An 18,502-nucleotide genomic window follows, 5' to 3' on the forward strand; every position below is an offset into this window, starting at 1 on the left:
TGGCAATACCCACCCAACTGCTAGCTGACTTGCAGGTGAACCATCCCCGGTTCCCGAAGGTCATCGACCCAAATGCAAATCTTTGCCGACCCAACCGGCACCTCATATTGCGAAAGTTTCTCACTATAAACCGTCTCCAACGTCAATCGACCCGCTGAACACTGAATTACTTGTGGAGCGAGCTGGATGAGTTCTTGAATGGGCACCTGCGCTGCGACCGCATGATGGACAACTGGGAAAGCCGCGTGCAGGAGTGTTGGGCCCAGGCCGATGACACGGACTCCGCAATCTTCAGGAGCATGAAAACGCTCGTCGATGAACGGCCTGATGGGGATGCCGCGGCTCTGTATGAATGGGCTTCCGTTCACGACTTTCTGGGGCGCGAGACGGAAGCGATACCCCTTTACCGCCTTGCCCTCGACGCTGGTCTCGATGACAGACGACGGCCTCAGGCACTCATTCAACTCGCCAGCTCACTGCGCAACGTGGGCGAGTTCGAGGCGGCCATTCGGGTGCTCGAGGATGTGGAGGAAAACGACGTCGCCGGGGACGCGCATCGTGCCTTCCTCGCCCTGGCACTTTTTGATGCCGGCCGGCCGGATCAGGCTCTCCGTGTTGCACTCGAGGCCTTGGCCAAGACCCTTCCCCTCTATCGTCGCGCAGTCACCGGGTACGCGGCAGAGCTCGGTCCATCTCCTGCCTAGGTCGACGCCCGCGTTTTGATCACACGCTCTGGGTTCCCGGCCTGCCAAGCGCCCGGTGAAGGTAGCTTTCCTTCGGACCCGTCCCTGAGACGACTCTCTGATCTTCAGCGTCAGAGAGAGCCACTTTTCGCCCGGTCAGGGTTGGTACACGGAACGCACCGGACCCAAAAGTGGCGATAACGGACGGTCTGTGGGAAGCAACATCAACGGGCAATGCCGTTTCGGTCCACTGTTTACGGAGCCATAGCACGGTGAGATGCTGATCTCGGTTCCATCAAGTGCAAGTAACGACTGGGAAGGGAAACGGACGATGAGCGGAATCGACGATCTCATACCCAAGTCCGACGAGCGTTGGCCTACCGCCACAAGAAGAGCGCAAGGCATTGCAGACCTGGGCCTCGGCGATGCCCTGAAGACCTATTACACACTCTATTTCCCGGTCGGGCTGATCATCCTTGTCACGGCGGGCGCCGTCGGCGCGATGCTGGCCTTCGGAGGCGGCCCGGCGGACTGGCCGTCCTTTTTGCTGTTCGGATGTTTCCTTGCAGTGCTGGGTGCCGCCATCGGTGGATCCATTTACAACGCGAAGAAGATCGCGCCTGCAGCGGAGCTGGGCAGGATCGACGTGCTGCTCTCGCTGGAGGATGAAGAGCGCAAGGACATCCGGCGCCAGATTCTCGGGAAGACCCCCGTTGACCCGGAGCATCTTGTCGTCTCGCGGGCCGCGGCAGTGCAACTGCGAAAGAATCTCGCCACACAGCTCATCTGGATGTCCGTGCTGCCGCTCATATTCATCCCCCAGGTCATACGCGGAGCCGGGTTCCTCTCCTGGCTCATGGCGGCTGGCGTGGCTATCTTGGTGATTGGGCTGCTGTACGTTGTCCGGGACTTCCAGCGGGCTGGCAGGTTCCTTGACCGCACGGCAGAACCGGGCGCAAAGGGACCACCGGAGTAACCCGTTCGAGGATCGGGGCCAGGTCGATGATCACCGACATTTAGACCCGTGTTGGGTGGCCCGACGCCCGAGTGGGTCCGACGGTGGGCAGTCAGCGCCTGGTCTCGTACCTGGTTAGGACCACACCTCCGGGGAACGTCCGGTTCTCGACCAGGTCTAGGTTCACCCAGTTGTCCAGGGCTGTGAAGAATGGCGTGCCGCCGCCCACTAGGACCGGATGGGTGACGATCACGTACTCGTCGATCAGTCCGGCCCGCACGGCCGCCGCGGCGAGTGTGGCACCGCCGATATCCATGGTGCCGCCGTCGTCGGCCTTGAGCCGGCTGATCTCGGTGACCGCGTCGCCGGTGACCAGGCGGGTGTTCCAGTCGACAGTGCTGGTCGTCGAGGAGAACACCACTTTAGGCATGTCCCGCCAGCGGCGGGCGAACTCGATCTGCGCCGGTGTGGCGTCAGGCTGCTGGTCGGCGGTCGGCCAGTGGGAGCTCATCGTCTCCCACAGTTTGCGGCCGTACAGCGCGAGGCCCGTTGCCCCCACCCGGTCGGACCACCATTGGAACAGCTCGTCGCTCGGTGCGCTCCAGCCGAGATCGTCGCCGGGCGCCGCGATGTAGCCGTCGACGCTCAGGTTCATGCCGAAGGTCAAGGTGCGCATGGCGTCAGTCTCCCCTGAGCCGGTATCCGTTGTACAGACCAGCATGGCGCGGAGAATCATCGGTCAGGCCACACTGAGGCCAGTTGACCACCACGCCAAGCAGATGCTCCGTACGGAAGGATCCTCTCGCAGGCCGCTACCAGGGGGGAGACGGACGCGGCTAAGTTTGCCGATAAGGTGGATCTCCTTTGATTCCAAGGGTGAGTCGGCGCCCTGCCCCAAACACGGCAGGGCGCTGACCTGGCGGGGAAACGGGCGTGTTGGGTGGTGCTCAGCTGTCGAAGGCGGCGCGGAAAGCGGCGAGGGCCGTGTCTCCTGATTCCGGGCCAGGGCCGCCGGAGGCTCCGGCTTCGAGACCGATGACACCGTTGTAGCCGGCTTCTCTTAGGGCGGTGGCCACGGCCCGGTAGTTGACCTCTCCGGTGCCGGGTTCGAACCGGCCCGGGACGTCGGCTACCTGGATTTCCCCGATCCAGGGCAGTGCGGCCCTGACGAGTTCGATCAGGTTTCCCTCGCCGATCTGGGCGTGGTAGAGATCCAACATCATCTTGACGTTGGGGTGGTCCACTGCCGCAACCAGCGCCATGGTGTCCTTGGCTCTGGCGAGCGGTATGCCCGGGTGGTCAAGGATGGTGTTCAGGTTCTCCAGCGCGAAGGTCACGCCGTGCTTCTCGCCGAGAACAGCCAGGCCTTCAAGGGTGCGCAGTCCGGTCAGCCACATCTGTCCGGTGGAGCGGTGGACGGGACGGACGGCCAGGCCGCCTTCTCCGAGCTCTGCCGGGTGCACCACCATCCGTTCGACGCCGAGTTCAAGGGCGACAGGAATCAGCTTTTCCGCCGATGCCAGCACCTCGCCGGCGCTGGCAGGGTCGATGAGGCTGCCGCCGAAGTAGCCGCTCATCGAGGAGAACCTGGCCCCCGTTGCGGCGAGGGCGGCGATGTCCCTGCCCCGGGTGTCCCAGAGCTCAACGTCGAATCCCTGCCCGTGGATCCTGTGCACGCGTTCGATCAGGGGAAGATCGCCGTAGACCATCTCGGCGCACACGGCCAGGCGGAAGCTCATGCCTTTCCACCCGTCAGGTGAAGTTCGGGTTCGGCAGGACGCAGCTCCGCGATCGATGCAACATCCACCGGCAGGCCGGTCTCCGCCGAACGGACGGCGGCCAGGGCTATCGCAAGGGCGTTCCTGGCGTCGGTGCCGCCGGGACCGGGAGTGCCGGGAGCCTGGAGGCTGTCGCGGCGGGCCTTCACGGCGTCGACGAAGTGGGCGAGTTCCGCAGTGTAGGCGTCGTGGAAGAGATCCACGTTCAGGCGGACGGTGGCCGAGCCGATGCCGGCGGCGGTGTAGCTCGTGGCGCTAGAGGCCTGCGGCCCTCCCGCGGTGACCATGCCCGCGGAGCCGAACACTTCACCGCGCACGTCGTAGCCGTAGAGGGCGTTAAAGTTCGCCTCGGCAACGGCAATCGCGCCGTTGCTGTAGGTGATGGTCACGACGGCGGTGTCCAGGAGTCCGCCGGCTTTCGCCTCGGGTGCAACCAGGGCGTCAGCCACTGCGTGGACGCGGACGGGGACGGCGCCGGGGTTGAGCCAGTTCAGGGTGTCGAAGTCGTGAATGAGGGTTTCGAGGAAGATCGTTCCCGGCGGAATCCGCTCCGGGTTGGTGATGCCGGCTGTGCTGCCTGGATCCCGGGTCAGGGACCGCAGCAGCTGCGGGGTGCCCACGGCGCCGTCGTTAATAAGCTTGCGAGCCGCGGCGAAATCGGCCGCATAGCGCCGGTTGAAGCCGAACTGGACAACCACCCCGGAAGAATTAGCCGCGTCGAGGGCTTCATCGAGTTCTTCCACCGTGCGCCCGCCGGGCTTCTCACAGAAGGCATGCTTTCCGGCCCGGGCCGCGGCCGCGATCAAACCGGAGTGGAAGCGTGCCGGCGCCGCGATCAGGACGGCATCGACGTCGGGATCATTGATCACGTCGGCCGGATCAGCGCTGATCTTGGCGACGCCCAGACGGCCGGCCAGGGCCTCCACGGCCGGAAGCGCCGGATCGGCGATTGCTTCCAGGCGGGCGCCGGGGATGCGCCGGGCGACTGACTCAGCGTGGAAATTTCCAATCCATCCCGCCCCGATCAGGCCGATACGGACCGGCCGGTCTTCACTGACCGGATGCTGAAGATAGCTCATGACAACTCCTGAAGTTCGGATCTAGATCGTTCTAGTAGCTCCATGGTGGCATGGCGATAATGGACCTGTCTAGATCGTTCTATAGACTGTCTCCATCAAGGAGGAAACATGACCGAACAGCAGCGCCGCCCCACCCTGATGGACGTGGCCCGCGCGGCCGGAGTCTCCAGGGCGCTGGTGTCCATCGTGATGCGCGGGGCGCCCGGGGCGTCGGAGCCGACCCGGCAGAAGGTCATGGAGGCCGCCCGCGAACTCGGCTACCGGCCGGACTCCCGGGCCCGGTTGCTCCGCAGCAGCCGGACCAAGCTCCTGGGCCTGAGTTTCTCCAGCTCCCAGCCCTTCCACACCGAAATAGTCGACGCCGCCTACGCCGAAGCCGCCGCCAGAGGCTACGAAATTGCCCTCAGCGCGGTGGCCAACGGCCGGCCCGAAGAACGGGCCATTGAGGCACTGCTGGATTTCGGCTCCGAAGCGCTCATCCTGATCTCCCCCACGCTCAGCAACCAGGACCTGGCCCGCTATGCCGGCCAGGTGCCCCTTGTGAGCCTGCTCCGCAACGACGTCGGCGAGTCCGTCGATTCGGTCAGCAGTGATGACCACGCTGGTATCCGGATCGCCGTGGACCACCTCACCGCCCTCGGTCACCGCCGCATTGTCCACGTCGACGGCGGAACAGCCGTCTCCGCAGACCAACGCCGGGCAGCCTTCCACACCGAGATGCTCCGACACGGGCTGGAACCCGTAACCGTGCCCGGCGGCCCAACCGAAGAGGACGGCCTGAGAGCCGGCCAGTCCCTGATAGGCGACATGCCATCAGCCATCATCGCCTTCAACGACAGGGCAGCCCTCGGCGTCATGGAAAGCCTCCGGGCAACCGGACTGCAGGTACCTACCGACGTTTCCGTCCTCGGTTACGACGACAGCCAATTCGCCCGCCTCAGCTACGTACAGCTCTCCTCCATCAGCCAGGACGCCCCGCTCCTTGCCGCCGCAGCCGTTGACCGCGCCGTCGAACGGATAGAAACCCCCCAACCGCCAGCCCATCTCGTCAGAACACCCCACCTGGTCCTCCGCAGAACCACGGGGCATCCCGCTCCGCAGATGCAGCCCTGACTCGAAGCTGGGACCCGACAGATACTCACGGGACTCGCCGAACATCGGCCTAGGTCTTGCGGCCGAAGGAAGTCCCTTCCACCTGCCAGGAAAGTCCGTAGAGGGGTTACTTGAATTTCTCTGCGGCCGTGTAGCGGGCTGCTTGTACAGTAATGCCGACGCTGACAGCGAAGCTGAGGAACAATGCCAGCAACCCGGCACCGACGGCGACAAAGTAGCTCGCCGGATCAGGCACTGAATCGACGACCGGCTCCATGTAGAACCATATGGTCGCACCGGCACTAATCCCGAGAAGTGCGATGAGGCCAGTCAAGACCCACGCGGCAATTGCAAGAATGACCATCTTCATATCTCCCCCAATTTGGCACGTGCTGTACCCGTCACGTCCTCGCAGTAAAGCAAGGGCTTCCATCTTGGCGCTGCACGCCGTTGGTCGTATCGTGGCCGCATGTCGATCCTTTTGGAGGCAATCGGGGCTGTGGTTCAGGCGGTCATAGAGGCCGCGTCCGACGTGCTATTCCGGAGCCGCGGAGACAAAGATCAGGACGACGTTTCCGACGAATAGACAGCCGAGTTCTCTTGCTCTTCCCGGATTTCAATTGTGAGCGAGGGAACTGGTGGCTTAGCCAATTGGCGGAGCTCGCCTACTGTGACCTCGGCGGGCTTGACGAAGTCCGCGTCCGGCAGGAAATGCACGATCGTTCCTGTCGTGCCGTCCCCGGGAATATCGGTTAGACCTGTCACAGGTATGCCATGCTCGTAGCGCTGAGTCCAGGACCCATTGAGCCTGCGGTTGGTATGCGCGAGCCAGGTGCTAAGTGCAGCGACAACCGACATCCCGCGCCGCGGCAGCCCGTCCGGTAGCCCTACATTCTCACGGGAATCGAAGAACCGAATGTCCTTGGTGGCCATCACTGGCTTTCGGACCGTCCGGCCTTGGCCGTCGGTGCGTGTATCAGTCCCCCGCCCAGTGTCCGCGACGGACACTGATCCATCCGAGTGAACAGTGATCGTAATATGCGCTGGCCTGCCATGGTGTTCGGTCTCGTCTACTGCATAGGCAAGCACTTCAAGAATCAGGTGAATTGTCCCCTTCCGCGCGTACACGTCCGCATTTCTCTGAATTTGGGCAAGATGATCACGATCCACCTGCTTGGACCAGTCGTGTGTCGTGATCTCCCAGGCGTCCCTAGAAGTTTCCATGCGGAACAGTATTGCAAGCCGCGCTCGCCGCGACCCTGCGAAACACCCTGTCGCCATACCTCACTCAGTCCAAGTTCGGTTTTTCTGCCCTGCCTGTAACTTCAGGCGAGTTCCCGGAAATTTAGATATCAAGCGGGACATTCAGCCCGCCGTCACAGATATTGGGGGTTACAACAATGAATTCTAATCGCGCCGGAATCTTCACGGCCGTCACGATGGCGAGTTTCGCCGTCGGCCTTGTACTTGCCGGATGTGGGCTACAGTCAGGAACTGGCTCTGCCGCGGCCTCGAACGTAACCGTGAACGACACGGCCGAATCCACGCCAGCGCTGGCATTTCTATCAGCTGCTTCCGCGGCACCGGCGGGTCCTGCCGCCAGTGCGGTATCAGCGTCAGCAGTGCCCGCCTCGTCGGCGAAGCATGCAGCTCCGGCATTGAAAACCTTCACATTCCCGGACGGACATATCTCCTTCGCCTATCCGGAGGCATGGACGGTGCGAACCGCGCTCCCACCTGCAGGCCTCCCCGGCATGGAAGCGATCGTCACTGACAGTGCAGGCAATGATCTGCTCTTCCTGGGAAATGGCATGACCGCTGGTTGTGCTGGCGGCCCCGTATCCCGTCGGGTATTTGATCAAGCGGCTGTTCCTGGAATGGCTGCACCGGACGGCACCGAGCCCATTTTCGGGTTCGTCGTGGAGTCCTATGGTGATGGTGAGGCCTACTTCATGGGGCTAAGCGATCCCCGCTCCCTGGAGCAGGGTGAGGGCGCCTCATCGTGGTGCAATCTCGTGTCAACGGCCAACGGCGGCCTGAGCACCCGTGTTCTGTTCAACGACCCCGCGTTCCTCAACAGGGGCGCAGCCAGGGCCTGGATGGCAACTGACCAATACGCCCAACTCAAGGCGCTGCTGATCAGCCTGACCTACGCCTGATCCTCGCGTTGCGAAAGATAGCCCGCCGGACGGTGAACCGGCGGGCTATCCACCGGGGCCGCATCTTCCCTTCCTCAGAACAAAGGAGGATCGAAGCAAAAACCCACCCCTCCAGATAGCTACGTTTCCCGCAAGAAACGATGCTTAGATGGACCACATGGGGAGCATAACGGTGGTTGAGGAGCTGCGTGAGCACTACGCAGCAGTGGTCGGATCCGAGCCGGAGTATCACGAGATGCGTACCCGTTCAGGCGAATCCCTGGGCGTCTTCGAGTGGCCAAAGGGTACGAGCCGGATGGGCGTCCACCTCTATGCGTCGGCCGGCGCCACCCGCCACGGCCCGGGTGCCAGGCAGCACGCCGTTGAGCTCTTCTTGGGGGTTAACACGGGTTCTGAGGCGGTAAAAGAGGCCTTCGCAAACATGACTTTGAGCGTCCTCAAAAGCAACACTGTGCCTCAACACGGCGTGTTCGTCGCAGGCAGTTGGAAAGTCATCAAAGGACGGAAATTCACGGGATGGGTCCTCACTGAACGTCCCGATGACCTGATTCCGGAGCTCCAGCTGACCACCGGCCGGCACGTTGTATTTCTCGACGCTCTGCCGGTCTTTCCCGAGGAGGCCCAGTACAGGCACGGCAACCGATCCGACGAGCTTTTCGGTATCTGGGAAGAGACCGGGGTCGAATCCTGGAACCTCGACAGGGGCCTGCCAGCGGGGATCGAGAGGCGCCGAATCCTTCGCAGGCCCTTGTGGTTCCTGCGCAACGGGAGGCCCTAATTACCGCGTGGCATTGGTCCGCGAGCCAGCTTGGGTAAGGACGTGTGGCCGCAACGACTCGTTGCCTGGTGTGTGAGTCGGCTCGGCGTCACCAACCGCCGCGCGTCGGCGTATGTCCCTTTCTGGCGTCATCGGGCATTGCCATTTCGGCCCGCAGACCCAGCAGCCGGATTGGACGGCCCGCTTCGATTTCCGCTGCGAGGTCCAAGGTCCGCGCGAGGATTTCGTGCCGGTCGAACGTCTCGGGAATCTTTCTCGCGTGGGTCTTCGTGAAGAACGGCGCATAACGAATCTTGAGGGTCAGCCCAACCACCGGCCGTCCTTCGGCCACAACATCCTCGAGGACACGCGCTGTCAGCTCCCTCAGGGTGTCATCCACCTGGGCGGGCTCAGTCAGGTCCCGTTGGAAGGTGGTCTCCCGGCTGTGCCCGCGGGGAACCCACGGGGTATCGTCCACAACGCTGGCGCCGTCCCCGCGTCCGAGCTCCGCATACCAAGGACCCATCCGGGGGCCGAACTCCGGGACCAGGTCTTGGGGGTCGCACGCGGCCAGCTCGGCGACGGTGTTGATGCCGAGTTTGGCCAGCCGGCCCGACACTTTGGTTCCGACGCCCCACAGGTCCTTAGTCGGACGGGTGCCCATGACCTCCAGCCAGTTCGCGGCAGTGAGGCGGAAGACACCCGCCGGCTTGCCGAAACCGGTGGCGACCTTGGCTCGAACCAGGGTATCGCCGATGCCCACGCTGCAATGCAGCTGCGTCCGCTCCAGGACAGCGGCCTGCACCTCCCGGGCGTAGGCTTCCGGGTTCTCTGTCTCCACGCCAACAAAGGCTTCATCCCACCCCAGCACCTGCACCGTGGCGCCGGGCTGCGAGCGTAGGGTTGCCATCACTGTTTCCGATGCGGCGAGGTAGGCTTCGTGATCGACGGGCAGGATCACAGCGTCGGGCACTTTCCGGGCCGCAATGCGCAAGGGCATTCCGGAACCCACGCCGAACGCCCTGGCTTCGTAGGACGCGGTCGACACCACAGCTCGTTCCGTGGGGTCGCCCCGGCCGCCGACAATGATCGGTTTGCCCGCAAGCTCCGGCCGCCGGAGCACTTCGACAGCCGCGATGAACTGGTCGAGGTCGACGTGCAGCACCCACCGGATTCCGCTCACGCCACCAGTCTGCCTTAAACATCCTTGGCTGGCATCGACGTGGTTTAGACCAAGTCACTGCCTCGACCCTGCTTGAGGTCGTTGGGTCCTCCATCGTTGTCCCGTTGCTGATCCCGGTCGCTCTGACCGGGATGCCTCTCCTCGTGCGGGGACCGGCACGGATGCACGCATCCATCGCGGCGACTGTTGCCCTCGCCGTCTTCACCCTCCTCGCTTCCGCAACCATTGGCTGGTTGTACGTGCCCGCCCTGGCGGCCGCGCTGGCCTCCGCAGTGGCCTCCGCAGTGGCCCCGGCTAGAAAGCCGTGGCATCAGCCGTCGGCGAGCCAGGGTGGCAGCCCATCGGGGCAGTCAACTGATTAAGCGCTGGTCAACCAGATCACGGTGTGCTGTGATGTTGACCAGCCGAGACTAAGCGCACACAGTGCCCGGCGGCTATAAGGCAACCCGGCGAGCGGCGATGCCGTGACGCGGCGGCTAGTTGGCTGGACAAGCCTCAGGAGGCGATGACGATGGCTTCCATGGATGGAACCGTGGCCCTGGTGACGGGGGCAGCGAGCGGCCTGGGAAAAGCCGTGGCAACAGGACTTGCCCGCGAGGGCGCGCTGGTCGTGGTGGTGGGGCGATCAGGGCCCCGGGCGGAAGAAGCAATGAGGGGCATCCGCCAGTTCGTCCCTGACGCCCGGCTTGAGCCACTGGCCTGTGACCTCTCGGTCCAGTCCTCAATCCGTGCGGCCGCCGCCGAGTTCCTGTCGCACCATGACCGGCTCGACGTGCTCGTCAACGCAGCGGGCGTGTTCCGCAAAGAACGCCACGAGACCCCCGACGGGCTCGAACTGACCTTCGCCACCAATGTGATGGCTTACTTCCTGCTGACCAACCTCCTGCTCGACGCGCTCAGAAACGCCGCGGCCGTGGCGGATAGAGACGCCGGAGTTGCTGGCCAGCCGTCCGGTGCGGCGCGAACGTCCCGGATCGTGAATATCGCGTCCAAATACGGCAACACCAAACTCAAGTTCGACGATCTCCAGACTGCCAAGGGCAGGTACAGCTACCTGCGCTCGACCCCGCCCACAATGCTTGCCCGGGTTCTGCTCACCAAAGAGTTCGCTGAACGCCTGCACGGCTCGGGCGTGGTGGCGAACGCCGTCCATCCGGGACTGGTCAAGAACACATCGCTGCTGCTCGACGTCGGCGGCCCTTTTCGCTGGATCACGAACGCCCTCGGTGCTCCCGCCGAAACGGCGGCAGACACAGCGCTTTGGCTTGCCATGTCGAAGGAAACGGCGGCAGTCTCCGGCAAGCTCTGGGCAAAGCGCAAAGAGCTCCCGACGCCGGGCATGGGATCGGATCCCGAAGCCCGCAAGCGCTTGTGGGACGCCTGCTCGCACCTTGCCGAGCTCCCGTGAACGGCCCAAGTCAGGGCCGCCGCAGGAACTCCTCCACGGTGGCGATGTACTCGGCGGTCCGCGTTGCCATGACTCCGTGTCCCGCGCCCGCGAAAAGATAGATCTCCGCGGCGGGATAAAGGGCGCGGAGGGCCGCCCGTGCCCGGGGCGGGAACGCTTCATCCCGCTCCGATTCGATCAGCAGCACCGGTACACGCACCCCCGGTGCCCGTTCGGCCGGAAGACGGGCAAACTCCCCCATCTCCCGCAGGCCGGACAGCAGATCCTCCTTGCCCAGCCGGCTGAGCACGTCCGACAGCAGCATGGTCCAGAAACTCGCGTCCTCCTGTGAGCCCGCGACAAACCAGCGGCGCCAGTTCCGGCCTGTCAGGGACCGCACGGCGCTTTCCGGAAGTACGGAAAGGAACCGAATGAGGAGCGGGAGCAAAGGGAGCGGGGCCGCAGCCGGGCTTCCGGTGTTCGCCAGCACCAGGCGCCGCACGCGCTCCGGATGCCGGCGGGCGAACGTCTGGGCCACAAATCCGCCGAACGATGAGCCCAGCACATCCGCCTGCCTAACTCCCTCGGCGTCGAGGATCGCAGCCAGGCCGTCCGCGAGCCCGGCGATGCCAGCACCGGCAGGGTACGCCGGCGCAATGACACGGAAGTCCTGTTCCAGTGCCTCGATCAGCAGCAGGTACATGTCCGGCATCCTTGTTCCGCCGGAGGGCAGAAGCACCGTTTGTTCGCCCGAGCCGCCGGAGAGGTATCGCCAGCGCACGCCGTCGACGTCGAGCGTGCGGTACTCGTGGCTGGCACGGAAGCCGGCCAGCTTGGCGTCAAGGGCCGCGACGGCAGGGTTGTCGCTGCGCCCCGCGGGAAGGGGCCGGCCTTCGAGAAAGCGTTCGACGACGTCGGCGTATTCAGTCGGGTGGGTGACGGCCGCCAGGTGGCCGCCCCCGCCGAAGACGTAGGCCCGGGCACCGGGGTAGGCTGCCAGCAACGCTTCGCGTTCGTGCGCGGTGAACCCGCGGTCGTCCGCAGCAGCGATCACTAGAACGTCCTCCGGACGCTCGAAGGTGGACGACGCGGCGTAACGGTCCGGATGCGTCGCCAGATCCAGGACGACTGCCAGGCGGGCAAGGGCAGATTCCTTCGTGTGTGCTGCGAAGAGGTCTTCCGTGTAGGCGGTGAGGAAAGCGCGTTCGTCGGCTTCCGCCCCTGCGACAAGGCGTGCGATCCTCGGACGATAGAAAGCGGCAAGGGCATCTTTGGGCAGGATCGAGAACAACCCGACAAAGGCGCTTACGAGGCGCACGTGACCACGGGTGTAAAGACCGAACCCGGACAGGATGAGCTTGTCCACGCGCTGCGGATAGCGGCGTGCAAAGGCGTGCCCGACGCCGGCGCCGAGGGAATGGCCGAAAATGCTCGCGGACCGGATACCCTCGGCGTCGAGGATGGCCGCCACTCCTGCCACGAGTTCGGCCATGGTCCGCACCGCCGGATACGAGGGTGAGAGCACCCGGAAGCGCGGTTCGAAGGCAGTGATCGTACGGAACGCCGAATCACCGAAGGAGAACCCGCCGCCCAGGACGAGGAGTGCCGGCATGCCCTCCTCGGGCACCGCTCCGGCGATGTACTTCCATTCGACGCCGGCGACCATCACCGACCGGTACGGGTGCGTGCCGCGGAACGCCCGCAGCTCGGCATAGCCGTCCATGGGTCCTCCCGCTCCGGGTGTCCTGATAGCCGGGTGTCCTGATAGGAGGCAGACTACGCCGCCGGCCGGGACTCGGAAAGGGCGGTGACGCATGCTGCGACCAGGTCCCCAAGTGGTTGTTGCGCGGCATCACTACATCTCCACTCGATGGGTATTTAGAAGAGGCGTAACTTTTTAATTGCGAAGGTCCGTCTGTCCCCCATAGGCGGGCCTTCGTTTGTGCTTTGCGCCAACAATGGCGGCCAAAGCCCGCTCAGAACGCCGAGGCAACAAGCGCAATGAGGGCCGGCACGGTGGCGGCGAGGGTTCCCGGAATGCTGTCCCCCCTCTTGGGGTAGTGTCCCAAAGCATCGGCCAGGGCCATGGTGGACCCGCCCAGGACCATGTAGGCGCAGCAGTAGGTAACCAGTGTCCGGCCGACCACCTCGTTCCCGGTATTCAGTGCCACGAGTCCCGCAATCACCCCCAAAGCTATGAGCAGATTGCGGAAGCCGACAGGAATCGCCCACATCATGACGGCGGGGACATTTCCGGCAGGGGTGCTGAGGAATTTCTGCACGGCCGGGCGGTGCAGGAGAAAGGCCTCAAGCGGAAACACCGAGATATAGATAAGGGCTTCAAGCAGCGCAAACAGTTGGGCAACGGCGTTCATGGTCGAAGACTACGTCCGCCGCGAAGCCCGTCCCATCCCCGCCCGGGGGGTTCCGCGAGCACCTCAGCCATCCCCCAAACTGGGGATTGCGATCCGTCATTGGCGGCGGATACTGAAAGCATGTGGGCAGATCGTGCCGAGCGGGCACAGCGCGAGATTTCGGCCATGGCGACCACAGGCATGGGCGTAGCCGAGCTGCATGCCGCAGCGCTCGCCGTCGTCCATCACACGGTGCCGTTTGAGCAGGCCTGCTGGTCCGGCGTCGACCCGGACTCCCTCATCATGACCTCGATCACCAACTGGCCGCCGTGGCCTGTGCCTGACGAATACGCCGTGCGCTTCGCCGAGACCGAATATGCGGGCACGGAGCCGAATGCCTTCGCGGCGCTGGTCCGGCGGCCGGCGCCGGCCGCCCGGCTCTCGGATGTGCCGCACCGCGACGTGGTCAGGAGCGTGCGGCTCAACGACCTGCTCCGTCCGCAGGGGCTGGAGCACGAACTTAGGGCGGTGTTCCGGACCGACGCCGCCTGCTGGGCCGTGGGCGGACTCTTCCGTGAGCCGGGTACGGACTTCACCGACCGGGAAATGGAATTCCTGAGTTCCATCGCATCAGCCCTGGCCGCGGCCACCCGGGTTGCAGTCCGAATGGAGCGGCACGCCTCGCACGGGCCGAAGGGTCCCGTGATCGTGTTGGTCGGACCGCGCGGTGAGCTGCGTGCCGCGACTGAGCCGGCCGCCGCGTGGCTGGCGGAACTGGACGATCAGGCGCCCGGCCGTTTCACCATGACGCTGTACTCAGTGGTGGCTGCCGCAAAGGCTTCCGTTTCCGGGACCGCCCGGATGAGGATGCGGGACGCCGGAGATCATTGGGTGGTGCTCCAAGCCAGCCGGCTCATCACCGGGGACGACCCCGGCCAGATGGTGGTTACGGTGGAACCCGCCACCACCCACGAAATGGTGAGCCTCCTGCTCGCCGCCTACGGCGCCACCGCGCGGGAACGCGAGGTCTGCCTTGAGGTGGTCTCCGGCTCGGCGACGACGGACATCGCCGACCATTTGTTCATCTCGCCCCACACGGTCCATGACCACCTGAAGTCCCTCTTCGACAAGGTGGGAGTGGGGAGCCGCGGCGAACTGGTGGCGAGACTTCTCGGCTGAGGCGGCCGGCTTCCTCCTGCCTGCGGCTAGCTGCCAGGCGATCCGCAACCGAGGCCACTGACCAGCCACCCGCCAGAAACGGTGGAGGTTACGCCGACGGTCCAATCACCGCTCCGTAGCGTTTCCGCATCGATGGGCGTCCATCCATCGGTCGGGGCCCCGGCGGGCGCCAGTACAGACTTGGACCAGGCCACGGCTGCTGCTCCGGGCGTCGGCTCGCCTGCAGCACTTGTGTCGACGTCGGCGACATACGGGCCGTGACACGGCACCGAACCCCGTTCCGCCGATGTATCGGTTCCCGCTGGCGGCGTCGCCGTTGCGCATGCGGACAAAACACAAAGCACCACCGCTGCACCAGCCAGCCCGGCCCGCGGCCTCATGTGGTTCCCCGCAGCCGCACCGCTCGGGCACTGCCCCCGGCGATACTGCCCTCATACCATCCGAGCGCCCGCAGCGCCCTCAAGGTATTCCACCGGCTCGGGCGGCCGTCACCGTCCTCCAGGGCGAAGTGGATCCGGCCCGGGTGCGTGTTTTCCAGCAGCCAGGTGCCCTCGGGCTGCTGCTTGGAGCGCAGCACCTCCACCGCCTCGGCGATGCGTTCGTCCGGACTGGCGCCTGCCGCGCGGAAGTAGTCGAGGCCCCGTAACGCATCGTAAAACCAGCGGGTCGGGTACGAGAACTCCAGCCAGTCACGGTCGATCAGTTCGCCGGTGGTCTTCCGCCGAAGGAGCCCGCGTTCCAGCAGGTACTCCTCGCCGCGCTGCCGGGCAGCAATTGAGTCCGGAGACCCGCCGGTCGCGTGCTCGTGCTCCAGCAGCCCTTCGAGCACGTTGATGGTTGTCCCGAACGACGAACGCACCGAACCGCGTTCCGCCTCGCAGTTCCATCCGCCGTCGGCGAGCTGCTCGCCCAGCAAACGCTCCACGACGCCGTCGACGTTCTCGCCAAAGTAGGCACCAAGTGCCACGGCCATGCCGTTGATGCACGGCTCCACTTCGCCCTCGAAGAAGGGCTGATCCCCTTCCTCCCAGCGGCTGTTGTCGCGGACCAGTTCGACGGCGCGGCGTGCCTGGGCGCTGCGGGGGTCAAGCCCGAAATCACGCAGCAGCAACAGGCTGTAGGTGGTTGCAGTCCAGGGCTGGCCCGGCTCCGACTCGTCGAACTGCGCCGGGAAGTACGTGCCGCCGCCCCACTGACCGCTGCTGTCCTGCAGCGCGAGCAGCCGGGCGCCCCAGCCGTGGGTGGCGACGCGGGCACGTTCGGACTGTACTTCGGAAGGAGGCGCGTCCGTGAGGTCGCGCAGGACCTGCCAGCGGATCGCGGGATCGGAGTCAAGCAGCCAGTCGAGTGCCTCCATCCCCACAAGCTAGCATCCGGCGGGCTACCGCTCCAGCTTCGCCCGCTCCGATGTCCAGCCCTGCCGGTGGAAGCGCTCGAAGCCGTCCAGGAGGAGGTCCAGCGCGAACTCGAATTCAAACTGGTCGTCGCAGCCCTGCGACACCACGGAGCCGTCGTCGTGATTGGCCGCCATGGCCACTTGCAGGATGTTCGGGTACCGCTGCGCCATCTCCCGGAGCATGGCCTCCTGCCCGGCCGGCGGATTGCCGGCGGCCGGGGCTATCCCGGCCGGCGCTACCCCGGCGGGCGCGTTGCCGGCCGAATCGTCGAACAGCTCCTGGGTGAACCCCCACATGCGGCTGCCGAGCGCATGCATCACGTGATGGGTGAGGTCCACGGAGAAGCCGCCGGCCAGGAACATTCCGATGAACGAGTCCATGTAGCCGAGAACCGCCGGCGTCCTGCTGGTGCGCGACTCAAGCACCTGACGGGCCCACGGATGCCGCAACAGGGCCTTCCTCGCTGAAAGCACGCGTAGCCGGACCGCGCTCTGCCATCCGGTATCGCGGGCGGGAGGGTCGATTTCCCCGACAAGGACGTCCACCATCCCGTCAAGGAGTTCCTCTTTGTTCGCGACGTGCTTGTAGAGCGCCATCGGAACTACGCCGAGCTCCTGCGCCAGCCGCCTCATGCTGAGCGCCTCGATGCCCGCTTCATCGGCGAGTACGACGGCGGCGGTCAGCACCCGCTCCCGGTTCAGCGGGATCCGGCGCGTAGCTTCCGCCTGCTGCGTCATGGGGGCACCTTACCTTGCGATTTGTTGTCAACGAGTGTACTACGTACACCAGCTTCTGGCCCGCAAAAACGGCGGGACCAGATGGTCCCGCCGTTTTTGTGTATCGCTTGCGCTGTGCACCGTTTCGCCAGGGGGCGTCAACGCCCCCTACACAGGTGCAGTCCGTCAGTTCTGAATGATGGTGACCGGACCGCCGTTGTCGGTGCAGACGACAGACTTGGTGCTCGTGGCGTCGACAGCCTCACCCAGAACGGCGACCGGCCCGACTTCCACGCCACAGATCTGCGCCGTCACGTCAGCGGCTACGCCAACGTTGACGTCCTCAAGGACTGTCACATCGCCGACGGTGACGTTCACCAGGCCGTCGTTGACCGTGCTGTTGTCCGCAGCCATCGAAGGCCCTGCGGCCATCCCCACCAGGAACAGTGATCCGGCAACGGCGGTAGTAGCTTTCTTCATAACTGACATCTTTTTGCTCCCTCGATTTTGATGCACGCAAGACCCCGCCCCGGGACCACGGTTACGCGATCACCAGGGTGGCTGCAGCCCGGATTCGGGCCGCGGTTCACCGCATCTCTTTTTGGTTGCTTACAGCTCTTCGCCTCGGCGGGCGCCGGGAGCACCTATGGAACAGGTCTTTCTCCCAAGCTGTCCGGTCCCGTTGGAACCTTCCGAAAGGGCGTCAGTGCGCATAACGCCGCACCCCTTCATGACTTCAACCCTAATCATAAGTAGGCTTAGTTTCAAGTCGATGGGCGAATTTCTTTTCCCGGCACAGTATTCGCCCCGTTCCGCCTGCGGGATTGCGCAGGGCGGGGTTCGCTATCGGTGCATCTCAGCGCTCAGTCTCGCCACGACAGTTTTCGCATCAACCTCATCCGAAGTATCAACACGAATTGTTCGCCCGATCGCCAACGGCGCAGCATTGGCTCCCCACTCCGCCCAGTCGTGTTCTGCGCCAAGTCCGTCGGGATGTATCCAATGCCGCTGGTGCGTTGCATAACGGCTCCAAGCCAAGTCGGCTGATACCTCGCACCAGATTTCAATTACCCGGGGCTTTCCCGATTTGGCGATTCCGTCAACAACAAAGCCCAGGTCCCGCGGCCGGTACCACCAGGACCGGTCTTTTGAGACGACGGGAACCCCCAGCGCGTCACCGAGCAGCCTGCTGAGCGTCGTCTTTCCGGCACCGGGGAGCCCGTTTATCAGAATTACGGATGCAGCCATGCTCCAATTGTTGCTGTTCCGGGAATGCACGACGACGGCGCGCGCCTTCCACCCCACCTGACTAGTGGGCGTGGTCCCCGCGGCTGTATTCAAAAACCCATCCAATCAGCGCAACCAGCGCAAATCCCGCGCCGATATAGAGGATCCAAAATCCAATTGCCAGTCCAAGGAACCCGGTGGCCGCGGAAAAGCCCAGGGCAATGGGCCACCAGCTCCAGGGACTGAACTGGCCCTGCTCGCCCGCGCCCTCGTGGATCTCCGCATCATGGCGGTCCTCGGGACGCATCCCGACCCGCCGGCCCGTATAGCCGAGGTATCCCCCGATCAGTCCTGCCAGACCGCCCACCAGCCACAAGGCCAGGAAGCCAACCGGCTCGGTCCACTCCGTGATGAAGCCGTAGACCACCCCAACGGGTACGAAGAAAATGGCCATGCCTCCGAAAATCCAGGATTCGATTTTCATGACTCCTCTTTCTGCCAATCAAGCCGGGGTCAGGCAAGCTCAACCCCTTGATCCAACTGTGGCCTTCACTCC

At 64.5% G+C, this 18,502-nt stretch carries 20 protein-coding genes; 7 read left to right on the forward strand and 13 right to left on the reverse strand.

Annotated elements, in window-relative coordinates; genetic code table 11:
* Positions 1–170 precede the first annotated feature (170 nt).
* Both PV761_RS08175 and PV761_RS08180 read left to right on the forward strand, forming a co-directional pair.
* Positions 171–704, forward strand: coding sequence for a tetratricopeptide repeat protein (locus PV761_RS08175; protein ID WP_347895790.1), 534 nt, complete (start codon positions 171–173; stop codon positions 702–704).
* Between the two features lie 256 nt (positions 705–960).
* On the forward strand, positions 961–1,659 hold the full coding sequence (locus PV761_RS08180; protein ID WP_347895792.1) for a hypothetical protein: 699 nt from the start codon (positions 961–963) through the stop codon (positions 1,657–1,659).
* Between the two features lie 91 nt (positions 1,660–1,750).
* Here the strand turns inward: PV761_RS08180 and PV761_RS08185 are convergent, their stop codons facing one another.
* From PV761_RS08185 to PV761_RS08195, 3 genes are all read right to left on the reverse strand, one after another.
* The gene (locus PV761_RS08185) at positions 1,751–2,314 is read right to left on the reverse strand and encodes a dihydrofolate reductase family protein (protein WP_347895794.1); all 564 of its coding nucleotides are present in this window, start codon (positions 2,312–2,314) and stop codon (positions 1,751–1,753) included.
* A gap of 271 nt (positions 2,315–2,585) precedes the next feature.
* Complete coding sequence (locus PV761_RS08190; protein ID WP_347895796.1) at positions 2,586–3,377, reverse strand: TIM barrel protein; 792 nt, start codon at positions 3,375–3,377, stop codon at positions 2,586–2,588.
* Positions 3,374–4,495, reverse strand: coding sequence for a Gfo/Idh/MocA family oxidoreductase (locus tag PV761_RS08195; RefSeq protein ID WP_347895798.1), 1,122 nt, complete (start codon positions 4,493–4,495; stop codon positions 3,374–3,376). The genes PV761_RS08190 and PV761_RS08195 overlap by 4 nt, the downstream gene beginning before the upstream one ends.
* A gap of 108 nt (positions 4,496–4,603) precedes the next feature.
* Here PV761_RS08195 and PV761_RS08200 point away from each other — a divergent pair, with 108 nt between their 5' ends.
* Positions 4,604–5,608 (forward strand): LacI family DNA-binding transcriptional regulator, encoded by a 1,005-nt coding sequence (locus PV761_RS08200; RefSeq protein WP_028272649.1) that lies wholly within the window; start codon positions 4,604–4,606, stop codon positions 5,606–5,608.
* Between the two features lie 106 nt (positions 5,609–5,714).
* Here PV761_RS08200 and PV761_RS08205 read toward each other — a convergent pair whose 3' ends face one another.
* The gene (locus PV761_RS08205; RefSeq protein WP_156037211.1) at positions 5,715–5,957 is read right to left on the reverse strand and encodes a hypothetical protein; all 243 of its coding nucleotides are present in this window, start codon (positions 5,955–5,957) and stop codon (positions 5,715–5,717) included.
* A gap of 191 nt (positions 5,958–6,148) precedes the next feature.
* Complete coding sequence (locus tag PV761_RS08210; RefSeq protein WP_347895801.1) at positions 6,149–6,811, reverse strand: ATP-binding protein; 663 nt, start codon at positions 6,809–6,811, stop codon at positions 6,149–6,151.
* Positions 6,812–7,245: 434 nt separating this feature from the next.
* On the opposite strand from PV761_RS08210, the gene PV761_RS08215 reads away from it, so the two are divergent.
* On the forward strand, positions 7,246–7,746 hold the full coding sequence (locus tag PV761_RS08215) for a hypothetical protein (RefSeq protein ID WP_347895803.1): 501 nt from the start codon (positions 7,246–7,248) through the stop codon (positions 7,744–7,746).
* A gap of 148 nt (positions 7,747–7,894) precedes the next feature.
* Positions 7,895–8,524: a suppressor of fused domain protein gene (locus tag PV761_RS08220; protein WP_347895805.1), complete on the forward strand. Its 630-nt coding sequence runs from the start codon at positions 7,895–7,897 to the stop codon at positions 8,522–8,524.
* Between the two features lie 88 nt (positions 8,525–8,612).
* On the opposite strand, the gene PV761_RS08225 is transcribed toward PV761_RS08220, so the two are convergent.
* Complete coding sequence (locus tag PV761_RS08225; protein WP_347895909.1) at positions 8,613–9,668, reverse strand: DNA polymerase IV; 1,056 nt, start codon at positions 9,666–9,668, stop codon at positions 8,613–8,615.
* 529 nt (positions 9,669–10,197) lie between these two features.
* On the opposite strand from PV761_RS08225, the gene PV761_RS08230 reads away from it, so the two are divergent.
* Positions 10,198–11,094, forward strand: a complete 897-nt coding sequence (locus PV761_RS08230) for an SDR family NAD(P)-dependent oxidoreductase (protein WP_347895807.1) — start codon at positions 10,198–10,200, stop codon at positions 11,092–11,094.
* A 10-nt stretch (positions 11,095–11,104) separates the two neighbouring features.
* On the opposite strand, the gene PV761_RS08235 is transcribed toward PV761_RS08230, so the two are convergent.
* Together PV761_RS08235 and PV761_RS08240 are read right to left on the reverse strand one after the other, a co-directional pair.
* Positions 11,105–12,796 carry an alpha/beta hydrolase gene (locus PV761_RS08235; RefSeq protein ID WP_347895809.1) on the reverse strand — a complete coding sequence of 564 codons (1,692 nt, stop codon included), beginning with the start codon at positions 12,794–12,796 and terminating at the stop codon, positions 11,105–11,107.
* A 253-nt stretch (positions 12,797–13,049) separates the two neighbouring features.
* Complete coding sequence (locus PV761_RS08240; protein ID WP_028272661.1) at positions 13,050–13,448, reverse strand: DUF1304 domain-containing protein; 399 nt, start codon at positions 13,446–13,448, stop codon at positions 13,050–13,052.
* 120 nt (positions 13,449–13,568) lie between these two features.
* On the opposite strand from PV761_RS08240, the gene PV761_RS08245 reads away from it, so the two are divergent.
* Positions 13,569–14,606 carry a helix-turn-helix transcriptional regulator gene (locus PV761_RS08245; RefSeq protein WP_347895812.1) on the forward strand — a complete coding sequence of 346 codons (1,038 nt, stop codon included), beginning with the start codon at positions 13,569–13,571 and terminating at the stop codon, positions 14,604–14,606.
* Between the two features lie 376 nt (positions 14,607–14,982).
* On the opposite strand, the gene PV761_RS08250 is transcribed toward PV761_RS08245, so the two are convergent.
* The 5 genes from PV761_RS08250 to PV761_RS08270 all read right to left on the reverse strand — a co-directional run bounded on the left by PV761_RS08250 (position 14,983) and on the right by PV761_RS08270 (position 18,430).
* Positions 14,983–15,963 (reverse strand): hypothetical protein, encoded by a 981-nt coding sequence (locus PV761_RS08250; RefSeq protein ID WP_347895814.1) that lies wholly within the window; start codon positions 15,961–15,963, stop codon positions 14,983–14,985.
* 24 nt (positions 15,964–15,987) lie between these two features.
* A complete protein-coding gene (locus tag PV761_RS08255; protein WP_347895816.1) occupies positions 15,988–16,740 on the reverse strand; it encodes a TetR/AcrR family transcriptional regulator C-terminal domain-containing protein in 753 nt (250 codons plus the stop codon).
* A gap of 165 nt (positions 16,741–16,905) precedes the next feature.
* On the reverse strand, positions 16,906–17,199 hold the full coding sequence (locus PV761_RS08260) for a hypothetical protein (protein WP_156037214.1): 294 nt from the start codon (positions 17,197–17,199) through the stop codon (positions 16,906–16,908).
* Between the two features lie 363 nt (positions 17,200–17,562).
* Positions 17,563–17,967: a hypothetical protein gene (locus tag PV761_RS08265; protein WP_347895818.1), complete on the reverse strand. Its 405-nt coding sequence runs from the start codon at positions 17,965–17,967 to the stop codon at positions 17,563–17,565.
* Positions 17,968–18,028: 61 nt separating this feature from the next.
* Entirely contained in the window at positions 18,029–18,430 is a 402-nt protein-coding gene (locus PV761_RS08270) for a cytochrome c oxidase subunit 4 (RefSeq protein WP_028272665.1), read from the reverse strand.
* Positions 18,431–18,502: the final 72 nt, after the last annotated feature.

The organism is Arthrobacter sp. CC3 (assembly GCF_039907775.1).
Lineage (GTDB): Bacteria > Actinomycetota > Actinomycetes > Actinomycetales > Micrococcaceae > Arthrobacter.

Excerpts from the sequence above, each read along its gene's own strand:
- PV761_RS08180 (WP_347895792.1), top strand. The coding sequence starts at position 961 with ATGCTGATCTCGGTTCCATCAAGTGCAAGTAACGACTGGGAAGGGAAA.
- PV761_RS08190 (WP_347895796.1), bottom strand. The coding sequence starts at position 3,377 with ATGAGCTTCCGCCTGGCCGTGTGCGCCGAGATGGTCTACGGCGATCTT.
- PV761_RS08205 (WP_156037211.1), bottom strand. The coding sequence starts at position 5,957 with ATGAAGATGGTCATTCTTGCAATTGCCGCGTGGGTCTTGACTGGCCTC.
- PV761_RS08235 (WP_347895809.1), bottom strand. The coding sequence starts at position 12,796 with ATGGACGGCTATGCCGAGCTGCGGGCGTTCCGCGGCACGCACCCGTAC.
- PV761_RS08230 (WP_347895807.1), top strand. The coding sequence starts at position 10,198 with ATGGCTTCCATGGATGGAACCGTGGCCCTGGTGACGGGGGCAGCGAGC.
- PV761_RS08210 (WP_347895801.1), bottom strand. The coding sequence starts at position 6,811 with ATGGAAACTTCTAGGGACGCCTGGGAGATCACGACACACGACTGGTCC.
- PV761_RS08240 (WP_028272661.1), bottom strand. The coding sequence starts at position 13,448 with ATGAACGCCGTTGCCCAACTGTTTGCGCTGCTTGAAGCCCTTATCTAT.
- PV761_RS08260 (WP_156037214.1), bottom strand. The coding sequence starts at position 17,199 with ATGAAGAAAGCTACTACCGCCGTTGCCGGATCACTGTTCCTGGTGGGG.
- PV761_RS08220 (WP_347895805.1), top strand. The coding sequence starts at position 7,895 with ATGGACCACATGGGGAGCATAACGGTGGTTGAGGAGCTGCGTGAGCAC.
- PV761_RS08270 (WP_028272665.1), bottom strand. The coding sequence starts at position 18,430 with ATGAAAATCGAATCCTGGATTTTCGGAGGCATGGCCATTTTCTTCGTA.
- PV761_RS08265 (WP_347895818.1), bottom strand. The coding sequence starts at position 17,967 with ATGGCTGCATCCGTAATTCTGATAAACGGGCTCCCCGGTGCCGGAAAG.
- PV761_RS08200 (WP_028272649.1), top strand. The coding sequence starts at position 4,604 with ATGACCGAACAGCAGCGCCGCCCCACCCTGATGGACGTGGCCCGCGCG.
- PV761_RS08185 (WP_347895794.1), bottom strand. The coding sequence starts at position 2,314 with ATGCGCACCTTGACCTTCGGCATGAACCTGAGCGTCGACGGCTACATC.
- PV761_RS08195 (WP_347895798.1), bottom strand. The coding sequence starts at position 4,495 with ATGAGCTATCTTCAGCATCCGGTCAGTGAAGACCGGCCGGTCCGTATC.
- PV761_RS08245 (WP_347895812.1), top strand. The coding sequence starts at position 13,569 with ATGTGGGCAGATCGTGCCGAGCGGGCACAGCGCGAGATTTCGGCCATG.
- PV761_RS08250 (WP_347895814.1), bottom strand. The coding sequence starts at position 15,963 with ATGGAGGCACTCGACTGGCTGCTTGACTCCGATCCCGCGATCCGCTGG.
- PV761_RS08255 (WP_347895816.1), bottom strand. The coding sequence starts at position 16,740 with ATGACGCAGCAGGCGGAAGCTACGCGCCGGATCCCGCTGAACCGGGAG.